15 protein-coding genes and 1 pseudogene are annotated in these 10238 nt (G+C 66.3%); 7 read left to right on the forward strand and 9 right to left on the reverse strand.

The annotated features are described in order from the left end of the window. The coding region (locus tag QZ847_RS07975) for a sulfite exporter TauE/SafE family protein (RefSeq protein ID WP_294355183.1) at nucleotides 1-501 on the forward strand (501 nt) is incomplete at its 5' end. An 87-nt stretch (nucleotides 502-588) separates the two neighbouring features. Further along, nucleotides 589-1491, forward strand: coding sequence for a hydrogen peroxide-inducible genes activator (locus QZ847_RS07980; RefSeq protein WP_294190366.1), 903 nt, complete (start codon nucleotides 589-591; stop codon nucleotides 1489-1491). Between the two features lie 2 nt (nucleotides 1492-1493). On the opposite strand, the gene QZ847_RS07985 is transcribed toward QZ847_RS07980, so the two are convergent. The 3 genes from QZ847_RS07985 to pgsA are packed head-to-tail and all read right to left on the reverse strand — an operon-like array spanning nucleotide 1494 to nucleotide 2759. Beyond that, nucleotides 1494-1940, reverse strand: a complete 447-nt coding sequence (locus QZ847_RS07985) for a molybdenum cofactor biosynthesis protein MoaE (protein WP_294355186.1) — start codon at nucleotides 1938-1940, stop codon at nucleotides 1494-1496. Further along, a complete protein-coding gene (gene moaD, locus QZ847_RS07990) occupies nucleotides 1937-2188 on the reverse strand; it encodes a molybdopterin converting factor subunit 1 (protein WP_294355189.1) in 252 nt (83 codons plus the stop codon). Before moaD ends, QZ847_RS07985 begins: the two co-directional genes overlap by 4 nt. Nucleotides 2189-2192: 4 nt before the next feature. After that, on the reverse strand, nucleotides 2193-2759 hold the full coding sequence (pgsA, locus tag QZ847_RS07995) for a CDP-diacylglycerol--glycerol-3-phosphate 3-phosphatidyltransferase (protein WP_294355192.1): 567 nt from the start codon (nucleotides 2757-2759) through the stop codon (nucleotides 2193-2195). 173 nt (nucleotides 2760-2932) lie between these two features. On the opposite strand from pgsA, the gene QZ847_RS08000 reads away from it, so the two are divergent. Next, nucleotides 2933-4252, forward strand: coding sequence for an MFS transporter (locus QZ847_RS08000; protein ID WP_294355194.1), 1320 nt, complete (start codon nucleotides 2933-2935; stop codon nucleotides 4250-4252). A 7-nt stretch (nucleotides 4253-4259) separates the two neighbouring features. On the opposite strand, the gene QZ847_RS08005 is transcribed toward QZ847_RS08000, so the two are convergent. After that, nucleotides 4260-4427, reverse strand: a complete 168-nt coding sequence (locus QZ847_RS08005) for a hypothetical protein (RefSeq protein WP_294190371.1) — start codon at nucleotides 4425-4427, stop codon at nucleotides 4260-4262. A 106-nt stretch (nucleotides 4428-4533) separates the two neighbouring features. On the opposite strand from QZ847_RS08005, the gene QZ847_RS08010 reads away from it, so the two are divergent. Then, nucleotides 4534-5058 (forward strand): gamma carbonic anhydrase family protein, encoded by a 525-nt coding sequence (locus QZ847_RS08010; protein WP_294355197.1) that lies wholly within the window; start codon nucleotides 4534-4536, stop codon nucleotides 5056-5058. A gap of 40 nt (nucleotides 5059-5098) precedes the next feature. Continuing rightward, nucleotides 5099-6073 carry a nitronate monooxygenase family protein gene (locus tag QZ847_RS08015; protein ID WP_294355199.1) on the forward strand — a complete coding sequence of 325 codons (975 nt, stop codon included), beginning with the start codon at nucleotides 5099-5101 and terminating at the stop codon, nucleotides 6071-6073. A gap of 20 nt (nucleotides 6074-6093) precedes the next feature. Here the strand turns inward: QZ847_RS08015 and QZ847_RS08020 are convergent, their stop codons facing one another. Both QZ847_RS08020 and QZ847_RS08025 read right to left on the reverse strand, forming a co-directional pair. Next, a complete protein-coding gene (locus QZ847_RS08020; protein WP_294355201.1) occupies nucleotides 6094-6555 on the reverse strand; it encodes a DUF1465 family protein in 462 nt (153 codons plus the stop codon). An 82-nt stretch (nucleotides 6556-6637) separates the two neighbouring features. Then, on the reverse strand, nucleotides 6638-6832 hold the full coding sequence (locus QZ847_RS08025) for a DUF465 domain-containing protein (RefSeq protein WP_294355204.1): 195 nt from the start codon (nucleotides 6830-6832) through the stop codon (nucleotides 6638-6640). 194 nt (nucleotides 6833-7026) lie between these two features. On the opposite strand from QZ847_RS08025, the gene QZ847_RS08030 reads away from it, so the two are divergent. Next, entirely contained in the window at nucleotides 7027-7185 is a 159-nt protein-coding gene (locus QZ847_RS08030; RefSeq protein WP_093007477.1) for a YdcH family protein, read from the forward strand. 58 nt (nucleotides 7186-7243) lie between these two features. Here QZ847_RS08030 and QZ847_RS08035 read toward each other — a convergent pair whose 3' ends face one another. The 3 genes from QZ847_RS08035 to QZ847_RS08045 are packed head-to-tail and all read right to left on the reverse strand — an operon-like array spanning nucleotide 7244 to nucleotide 9898. Beyond that, nucleotides 7244-8653 (reverse strand): coniferyl aldehyde dehydrogenase, encoded by a 1410-nt coding sequence (locus tag QZ847_RS08035; RefSeq protein ID WP_294355207.1) that lies wholly within the window; start codon nucleotides 8651-8653, stop codon nucleotides 7244-7246. A 25-nt stretch (nucleotides 8654-8678) separates the two neighbouring features. Continuing rightward, nucleotides 8679-9122 carry a hypothetical protein gene (locus tag QZ847_RS08040; RefSeq protein WP_294190376.1) on the reverse strand — a complete coding sequence of 148 codons (444 nt, stop codon included), beginning with the start codon at nucleotides 9120-9122 and terminating at the stop codon, nucleotides 8679-8681. Beyond that, nucleotides 9119-9898 (reverse strand): A24 family peptidase, encoded by a 780-nt coding sequence (locus QZ847_RS08045; RefSeq protein ID WP_294355212.1) that lies wholly within the window; start codon nucleotides 9896-9898, stop codon nucleotides 9119-9121. The genes QZ847_RS08040 and QZ847_RS08045 overlap by 4 nt, the downstream gene beginning before the upstream one ends. 119 nt (nucleotides 9899-10017) lie before the next feature. On the opposite strand from QZ847_RS08045, the pseudogene QZ847_RS08050 reads away from it, so the two are divergent. Further along, nucleotides 10018-10238, forward strand: a pseudogene (locus QZ847_RS08050) (acetyl-CoA C-acetyltransferase); the annotation flags it as partial.

The following is a 10238-nucleotide window of genomic DNA, read 5'->3' on the forward strand; positions in this document are numbered from 1 at the left end:
ATCGGTGGCGTGACCGGCGCTTATGTTTTGACCAGCGTCGATGGCAGCGTCGTGAAGCCGTTCGTCCTCGCCTACCTCGTCGCAATGGGCATCTACCTGCTCGTTCGCGGCCTTTTGTCGACCCCGCAGCATGGCCACGCACGCATCGTCGCGCCAATCGGGCTGGTCGGTGGTTTTCTCGATGCCGTTGGTGGTGGTGGCTGGGGTCCGATGGTGACCTCGAACCTGCTGGTTCAGGGTGTCGAGCCACGCCGCGTCGTCGGCACCGTCAACTCGGTCGAGTTCTTTCTGACGCTCACCGTGTCGGCTGCGTTCATCTTTCATCTGGGTTTCAAGGATTTCGCGACTGCCACGCTGGGACTGCTGATCGGCGGGGTCGCCGCCGCGCCGCTCGGCGCGGTGCTGGCGAAGCGCATCCCGACCCGCACGCTGCTGATCCTCGTTGGGGCAGTGCTGACCGTCACCAGCACCTACGGCTTCGTCGTCGCGGTGCTGATCTGAACGCGCTTGAGGCATGCCAAGCAGACACTGCTTGCCTGATCGATCCCATCGTTTATCGCCGCGCAATCTGATCGAGCGGAGCGATGAATGTCAGCCACCTATCTGCCCACGCTCAAGCAGTTGCAGTATCTGATCGCGCTCAAGGATCACGGACATTTTGGCCGCGCCGCTGACGCCTGCTTCGTTACGCAGTCGACGCTGTCAGCGGGGCTGCGTGAGCTGGAGACGCTGATCGGCGTGACGCTGGTCGAGCGGACACGCCGTGTGGTTCGCTTCACGCCGCTCGGCGACCAGATCGCGATCAAGGCGCGACGCGTGCTGCGCGAGGCGGAGGAATTGGGCGACATGGCGCGTGCCGCCGGGCGGCCGTTGTCTGGCGAGATGAGGATGAGCGTCATCCCGACGATCGCGCCATTCATGCTGCCCCGCATCCTGCCGAGGCTTCGCGCCGATTACCCCGAACTCAAGCTGTTCCTGCGCGAGGAACCGAGCGGCCCCGCCTGCGAGGCTTTGGCGAACGGACGCGCCGACTGCGTGCTGCTGGCGCTTCCGTACGCGTGCGGCGACGTTTCGGTCGCGCCCCTGTTCGACGATCGCCTGTTCCTCGCCTTTCCCGAGGGCGAGGTCGCGGCATCGCATGGCGCGATCCAGCCAGCCGACATCGACGAGACCCGGTTGCTGCTGCTGGAGGACGGGCATTGCCTGAAGGATCACGCCCTTGCCGCTTGCAACCGCCCGGAGTTGCGTGCGGAGGCGACGATGCTCGGCACCTCGCTCCACACCGTCGTTCAGATGGTCGACAACGGGCTCGGCGTCACCATGCTTCCGAAGATCGCGCTTGATGCGGGCATTCTCGATCACACCCGAGTTGCGGCACGCCCACTCGACGCCGAGCACCCCTCGCGCACGCTGGCACTGGTATGGCGCCGCGCCTCACCGCGCGAGCGAGATTTCCAGCTGCTCGCGGAGGTGCTGAAAACGGCGCATTGACCTCAGCGCCAGCGATCGGCGGCGTGATCGTCGCTGTCGCGCGCCTCGACCCAGCGCGCCTCGCCACCGACGACCTCGCGCTTCCAAAAGGGCGCGTCGGTTTTCAACCGATCGATCAGGAAGGCACAAGCCTCCAGCGCCGCGGCGCGGTGGGCCGAGGCGGCGCCGGTGAAGACGATCCGCTCACCCGGCTGCATCGGGCCGACCCGGTGGATGATCGAGGCGGCGGAAAGCGGCCAGCGTTGCACCGCTTCCTCTGCCAATCGCGTCAACGCCGCCTGCGTGGCGCCGGGATAATGTTCGAGTTCCAGCGTCGCGACACCGTCGTCGGCGCGTACCAGACCGGTGAAGGTAGCGACCGCGCCGCCCTGCTCCAGCGCAATCTGTTCCGCGGCCACGTCGATCGCCTCGGTGGTGACGAGCACCCGAATAAGCGCCTGATCGCTCATCCGCCCGTCACCGGCGGGAAGATCGCGACCTCCCGCGCGCCGACCACCGACGTGTCCAGCGGCACGAACGCCTGATCGATCGCGGCGCGCAACCGTGCGGGGTCGGCAAAGGCGGCGGCATGGCCATCGCTGCGTGAGGAGAGCCAGACGATCAGGTCGGCAACCGTGGCGACAGTCGCGGGCGGATCGACTTCTTCCGCACCAAAGCCGATACGTTCCCGAACCCAGGCAAAGTAAAGTAATTGCAATTGCTTAGTCCATATGCCTGATACCGACGCGCAGGTAATCCCAGCCCGTGATCAGCGTCAGCGCGGCGGCTCCCCACAGGCAACCAAGCCCCACCGCCTTGATCCACAGCTGCTCTGGGAGCGCACCTGCGAGGATCAACGCGCCGAATGCGACAAGTTGCAGCGTTGTCTTCCATTTGGCGAGGCGCGAGACCGGTAGTGACACTTGCAATCCCGCGAGAAATTCCCGCAGGCCCGATACCGCGATCTCGCGCAGCAGGATGACGAGCGCCGCGATGATGTGGACGCCGGTGATCACCGCGACATCGTCGTGGCGCGTGCCGACCAGCATCAGGATGACCGCGGCAACCATGATCTTGTCGGCGATCGGATCCAGGAACACACCCAGCTTCGACACCGTCCCCTGCGCGCGCGCCAGATAGCCGTCGAAATAGTCGGTCACGCCCATCAGACAATAGAGCGCGAACGCGATCCCGAACCCCGCGGCCCAGGTCGGCCACCACAGGAACCAGACGAGCAGCGGGACCGCCACGATGCGCGACAGCGTGAGAAGGTTGGGAAGCGACAACATGGCCCCGCACGCTTGGACCCGGCACGGGCATGATACAAGGGGTGCGGGTGCACCATCCCCGCCCTTTGGCTCCGTGCGCTGGGGCAGGCACGCTAACAAACGCCATTGGTGCGGGGAAGTTAAGCGGCTATGCCGACGCCAATCCAGCCATTGGACGGGCCTTCCTTCGCGTCATGATCAATGCCCTCGGGCTCCTGAAACGCCGCAATTTCCTGCCGCTGTTCACCACCCAGTTCCTGGGCGCCTTCAATGACAATCTGTTCAAGCAGGCGATGGTCCTGTTCGCGACCTACGCAATCTTCAACGATCCCAAGGTCGAACAGAGCTTCAACGCGTTCGCGACCGCGCTGTCGACGCTGCCGTTCCTGCTGTTCTCCGCGCTGGCCGGGCAATTGGCCGACAGCCACGACAAGGCGCGGATCATCCGCATCGTCAAGACTGCAGAGATCGGCATCATGCTGGTCGGCGCCGCCGGGTTGCTGGTCGCGCATACCGCCTGGCAGACCACCGGCATCGGGCTGATGCTGGGCGCGGTGTTCCTGCTCGGCCTGCATTCGACGTTCTTCGGGCCGATCAAATACGCGATCCTGCCGCAGCATCTGGCGCGCGGCGATGTGCTGGGGGGCACCGGGCTGGTCGAGGCGGGTACCTATCTCGCCATCCTGACCGGCACCGTTGTTGCCGGATGGATCACGCCGCACAGCGCCGCAGTCGGCGTGCTGATCGTCGCCGCGATCGGCTGGTTCTCCGGGCGTCAGGTCCCGCCCGCGCCTCGGCTGGGTCCGCCGATCAAGCTCGACCTCAATCCAATCCGGTCGTCGTGGCAGCTGGTATCCGCGACGCTGCACATCCCGCGGCTTTTCCTCGCAATCCTCTCGATCAGCTTCTTCTGGACGATCGGCGCGGTGCTGATCATCATCTTTCCACCGCTGGTGAAGAACGTGCTGACCACCAGCCAGCAGGTCGCGAGCATCTTCACCGGTACGCTCTCGATCGGGATCGCAATCGGATCGGTGGTAATCAACACGATGCTGAGAGGCCGCATCTCGGCCAGATACGCGCCGGCGTCGGTGATCGCGATGGGCGTGTTCGTCGTGCTCTTCTCGCTGCTGGTGCGCACCTGGGTGCCGGCACCGCCGGGGCAACTGTACGATTGGACCGCCTTTATCGCGCAACCGCGCGCGGCGCTGGTGCTGCTGGTGCTGCTCGCGATCGCGGTAACGGGTGGCATGTTCGTCGTGCCGCTCTACGCATTTCTGACCACCACCGTGGCGGAGGATCAGACAGCGCGAACGGTGGCGGCGAACAATGTCGTCAATTCGGGCGCGATGGTCGTCGGTGCGGGCGTCGTCACCGCCATCAGCATGGCAGGCGTCACGGCCGAGGATCTACTGTTCGTCGTCGCCGGCATGTGCCTGGTGAGTGCGTGGTTGGCGCAGAAACTGCACCGCGCGTGCGACGACGGCTGCCCGGCAGCGGAGTGCGCTGACTAGGCCGGCATCAGAAGATCAGTGTGTAAAAGCAGGTGAAAAAAGCAAAAAAGCTCAGCACGAACAGTTTTACGTCCTGATCGTCGCTGCGCACCTTCGTTGCCGTGACCGGCGGCGGCAGCGTGCGACGAAAAGGATGGCCGGCGGCTTCGTTGGTGAGAACAAGTCTGCGTTTCATGGTGGTGGTAAACGCGACGTTTACGTTTTGGTCGATCAGCGCCGGTGGTTAACGCGCGTGTCGAAACGGGACGTACCCGAACGGGACAGCAACAGGAGAGAACGACGTGCCGCTCTACGCCTTCAAGGGACATCGCCCGACCTGCCATCCCACCGCCTGGGTCGCACCCAGTGCGGATGTGGTCGGCGACGTCACGCTTGGCGAGGACGTGAGCGTGTGGTTCCGTGCCGTCATCCGCGCCGACAACACGCCGATCCCGATCGGCGCACGCAGCAACGTGCAGGAGGGGGCGATGCTCCACTCCGATCCGGGATCGCCGCTGACGATCGGCGAGGATGTGACGATCGGCCATCACGCGATCCTGCACGGCTGCACGATCGGGCACCGTGTGCTGATCGGCATGGGCGCCACCGTGCTGAACGGCGCGGTGATCGCGGACGATTGCCTGGTTGGTGCCGGCGCGCTGGTGACCGAGGGCAAGACCTTCCCGCCCGGTAGCCTGATCGTCGGCAGCCCGGCAAAGGCGGTGCGCCAACTCGACGAGCGCGCGATCGCGATGCTGAGGGTGTCGGCCGCGCATTATGTCGAGAACGGTCGCGCCGCCGCCGCGGACCTGCGCGAGGTCGAATAGCACGCTGGACAGCCGCGACCGCGTCTGCATAACCCGACTTATGTCGAAGCCCGCGATCCTCTCTCGCCTCCGCCTGCCGATCATCGGCTCGCCATTGTTCATCATCTCCAGCCCGGAACTGGTGATTGCGCAGTGCAAGGCAGGCATCGTCGGCTCGTTCCCGGCGCTCAATGCACGCCCCGCGACGATGCTCGACGAGTGGCTGCACCGCATCACCGAGGAGCTTGCCGCGCACAATCGCGCCAATCCCGACCGGCCCGCCGCGCCCTTCGCGGTCAATCAGATCGTGCACAAGTCGAACGATCGGCTCGAACAGGATTTGGCGGTCTGCGCCAAGTGGCAGGTGCCAATCACGATCACCTCGCTGGGCGCGCGCGCGGAGGTCAATGACGCGGTGCACGGCTGGGGCGGCATCACGTTGCACGACGTGATCGACGACCGTTTCGCTCGCAAGGCGATCGAGAAGGGCGCCGACGGGCTGATCGCGGTCGCGGCGGGCGCCGGCGGCCATGCCGGGCGCACCTCCCCCTTCGCACTGGTGAGTGAAATCAGGCAATGGTTCGACGGCCCACTCGCGCTGTCGGGATCGATCGGCACCGGCGACGCGGTGCTCGCGGCCGAGGCGATGGGAGCCGACTTCGCCTATGCGGGATCGATCTTCATCGCGACCGAGGAGGCGAACGCCGACGATCGTTACAAGCAGGGGATCGTCGAGGGGCGCGCGGCCGACATCGTCTATTCCGACCTGTTCACCGGCGTGCACGGCAACTATCTGCGCGGCTCGATCCAGGCAGCCGGGCTCGACCCCGACAATCTGCCCGCGGGCGACTACAAGACGATGAACTTCGGCGGCGGCGACAATGCCGGCAAGGCGAAGGCGTGGCGCGACATCTGGGGATCGGGTCAGGGTATCGGCGCGATTGACAAGGTCGAGAGCGTCGCCACGCGCGTCGACAAGCTGGAGCGCGAATATGTCGCCGCCCGCGCGCGGCTGGGACTTGCCGCGGCCGCCTGACTACCCGGCCGCGTCTCGGATCAGAACGCGGTCGCGAGCCGGTCCAGCATCATGCGCGCGGGGCTAGGATCGGGCAGGCTCCGCTCCTGCGCCGCATCGAGCCGCGCGACGCGGCGATGCAGGTCGACGCTCGCCGCAATCATTCGCTGCGCCTGCTCGGGCAGATCAACGGCGACGAGCGCGTCGGTGTCGGGCGCCTCGCCCAGCCGCCGCGACGGCTCGGTTGCCTGCGCCGCGGACAGCTCACCTGACAAAACCGCACGCTGCGTCAGCAGCCAAGCGATGACGTGCATCAGCCGCGTGGTAACCTTCAACGACTCGCAACTGAACGACACGCGCGTCATCGGCGACAGCATCTCGCGCTCCAGCCGCCCGACCTCGTCGAAATAGCTCCGCGCCTCATCGGCGAGCAGCATCGCCTCGACGTAGATCGAGTCGATCAGCCGGCGATGGATACGGTCGTCGGGGAAGCGGTGCAGCATGGCTCAGGATCGTGCCACAGCGCGGGTGTCGGTGCCACGTCGGCGTGGTCGTGAGTCGCATTTCGCCAGTGTCATTTCGGGATCAGGCGATGCTGTCGGGCATGAGATAATCTTCCAGCTCGCTGATCTCGTCGCGCAATCGCAGCTTGCGCTTCTTCAGTCGCGCGAGTTGCAGCTGGTCGGGTACCCTGCCCGCTAGCGCGGCGATCGCGCTGTCGAGGTCGCGATGCTCGATCCTGAGCAGATTGAGCCGTGCGAGAATATGCTGTTCGTCCACCCGCTTACGCCCCCTGCCCGCACCGCCTCGCGCCTGCCGCCTCTTATAGCGGCTCCGCATACGCTTGTGCAGCAAATCGCACGTCGTCGTGCCCGCGTCGCAGCCCGTCGCGACGATGCGATTTGTCACGAGACTTTCACACGAATTGGTGGTTCACTCCTTGATCTCGTTCAACCACGAAGGAGGATAGAGCGATGCAGACTGCCCATGTGCAGGCACTCGAGGCGAAGCACGCCACACTCGATCAGCGGATCCACGACGAATCGCAGCGGCCGATGCCCGACAACGCCGTGATCGCGGACCTTAAGAAACAAAAGCTGCGGCTGAAGGAAGAGATCGTCGCGGCGCATTGATCGCCCGGCCCGGCGGAGCCGATCCGCCGGGCTCTGCCGCGCGTGTCAGGTCGGCGCGCTAATGCTTCATCTGCTGCGCGATACCGCGCCTGGTCGCCGCGCCATAGGGCGGTTTCAACCCGGCTAGCTTCGCGACATCCAGTTTCGGCTGCCGGTACACCGCTCGCTCGTGGCTGAAGGTGCGAAAGCCGTCCTGGCCGTGATAGCTGCCCATCCCGGACGCGCCGATACCGCCGAAGGGCAAATCTTCCATCGACACGTGGAAGATCACGTCGTTGATCGTCGCCCCGCCCGAGATTGTGCGATCGAGCACGCGGCGCTGCTCGCGCTCGTCCTCACCGAAATAATAGAGCGCCAGCGGCCGATCGCGGCGGTTCACTTCGTCGATCGCCTGGTCCAGCGCCTCGTACCGGCGGATCGGCAGCACGGGGCCGAAGATTTCCTCCTGCATCAGCACCATGTCGTCGGTCACGTCGCGCACGATCGTGAGCGGCATCTTGCGGCTGTTTGAGGCGGCAAAATCCTCGCCGGCCGAGTTCACCACCTCGACGCTGGCACCCTTGGCCCGGGCGTCCTCCACCCAGTCGGTCAGGCGCTGATGGTGGCGATCGTTGATGATGGCGGTGTAGTCGGGGTTGGCGAGCAAGGTCGGGTACATCGCCGACGCGGCCGACTTTAGGCCTGCGACGATTGCCTCCTCCTGTTCTGGCCGAACGAGCATGTAATCGGGCGCGAGACAGATCTGCCCGGCGTTGAGCATCTTGCCGAGCGCCACCCGCTCGGTCGTGCGCGTGATGTCGGCGCTTTCCCCGACGATGACGGGCGACTTGCCGCCGAGTTCAAGCGTGACGGGCACCAAATGGTCGGCCGCGGCGTGCAGGATGTGGCGCGCGACCCCGGTCGCGCCGGTGAAGATGAGATGGTCGAATGGCAGCCCAGCGAACGCCTTGCCGACCTCGGGCCCGCCCTCGACGAACGCGAGTTCGGTCTGGTCGAAATACTGGCGCGCGATCTCCGCCATCAGCGCGCCGGTCGCCGGTGTAAACTCGCTCACCTTCACCATCGCGCGATTGCCCGCGGCGAAGATGCCGGCGAGTGGGGACATGACGAGATTGACCGGGAAGTTCCACGGCGCGATCACGCCGACGACGCCCTTGGGCTGATACTCGACCGCTGCCTTTGCGCCGAGCAGCGCGAGCGGGAACTGCACGGCACGCTTCTCCGGCTGCGCCCAGCGATCGATGTGTTTCAACGCGTGGCGGAGCGGCGCGACCGAACTCGCGATATCGGTCATCATCGACTGCTCACGGCTGCGATGGCCGAAGTCCTCCGACAAGGCATCGCACAGCCGGGCGGCGTGGTCGGACACCATCGCCGCGGCGCGGGTCAGACGATCACGGCGGACCGACAGAGGTTCGGGCAGCTTCGCCATGAACGCGGCACGCTGGGCGTCCAACAGGTCACGCATCGCACTCTCCCCTTTTCTGTTTTGTCTAGCTCGCGCAGCCGATCATCCCGGCGAGCGGCATGATGACGCCGTCCTTGCCTGCGCGTTCGACCAGCAGCGTCGCGTCAGACACCAGCGCACCCTGCGCCAGGTCGGGTCGGCGCGACACGGTCATCGTCAGCGTGAGCGCGGTGTCGCCCGCGACGTAGCGTGTCTGTTCCGCGAAGCCGAGGTCGGCCGCAGCGCCGGAGGACGCACGCGCATAGTCGCGCTCCTTTCCGTCGAGCGCGATCCGCAGTGTTCCGGCCTCTGCCCCCGCCATCGCGACGAGCGTCCGCGTCGCGCCCGTGCTGAACAGATAGGCCGCGCAGCCCCTGGCCGGCAGCGACTGGCGCCCGATCCCGCCGATCGGATAGCCGTCGATCGAGGCCGGCGGGCGCGGGTCGGCGGCGGGCGCGAGCAGCAGTGCGGCAATGAGAGCAGCGATCATGGCGCGAGGATTACCATGACCAGCCACGCCGGGTAAGCCGCCAGCCCGAGGAAGGTGCCGAACGGCAACGCGTCCTGTGCCGCAACCGTGCGGCCGCGGATGATCTGCATCAGCACGAACCCCAACCCGACCAGCCCGGCGAGCAACAGCACCGCCGGCAGCATCCGCCAGCCGAGCCACAGTCCGATCGCGCCGAACAGCTTCGGATCACCGCCGCCCAGCCCCTCACGCCCGCGCGTTAGGCGATAACCAGCCGCGATCAGCCAGAGCGATGCGAACCCGCCCGCCCCGCCGATCAAGCGGTCGATCAGCGGCGGCTGGCACCAGATCGCGCTGGCGAGACCGGTGAGCGCGAGCGCGGCGACGAGCGGGTCGGGCAGCCAGAATTCGTCCGCGTCGAGAACGGCGAGCGTGAGCAGCAGCCAACCGAATACCGCACCCGCGATGCCCGCTAATCCGGGGGCAGCGAACGCGGATACGATGCCGACGCCCGCGCAACCGAATTCGAACGCCGTGTGGCGCGGATTTATCCTTGCACCGCAGTTCCGGCAGCGCCCACGCGCGGCGAGCGCGCTGATGATCGGGACCAACTCCCATGCTGCCAGCGTGCGCCCGCATCCATCGCAGCCCGATCGCCCGTGCAATACCGATCGGTCGGCGGGCCAGCGCACGACGATCGTGGACAGGAAACTGCCCGCGATCGCACCCGCGACACTCAGGATCATGGCCAGCAGCCACGCGGGCAGCATGACCGGCGCAACCGCGGTGTCGAACATGCCAGCGTTCACGTCGCGCTTGTCCCTCCAGCTATGGCAATCGCGCAGTCCATATCTTAGGTGCAGTGCAGCAACCAGCGTCGGCACGACACAGGCCGACCGTCCAGCAGGAGCATGTCATGGCCGCCGATCCCGTCGTAATCCTATCCTATGCCCGCACCCCGATGGGGTCGATGCAGGGAAGTCTCGCGGGTGCGAGCGCGCCGCAACTGGGCGCGACCGCGGTGAAGGCAGCCGTGGAGCGCGCAGGCGTGAGCGCCGAAGCCGTGGAGCGCATCTACATGGGCAACGTGCTGTCGGCCGGGCTCGGCCAGGCGCCGGCACGGCAGGCCGCGATCTT

It is taken from the genome of uncultured Sphingomonas sp. (genome assembly GCF_913778135.1).
Classification (GTDB): domain Bacteria; phylum Pseudomonadota; class Alphaproteobacteria; order Sphingomonadales; family Sphingomonadaceae; genus Sphingomonas.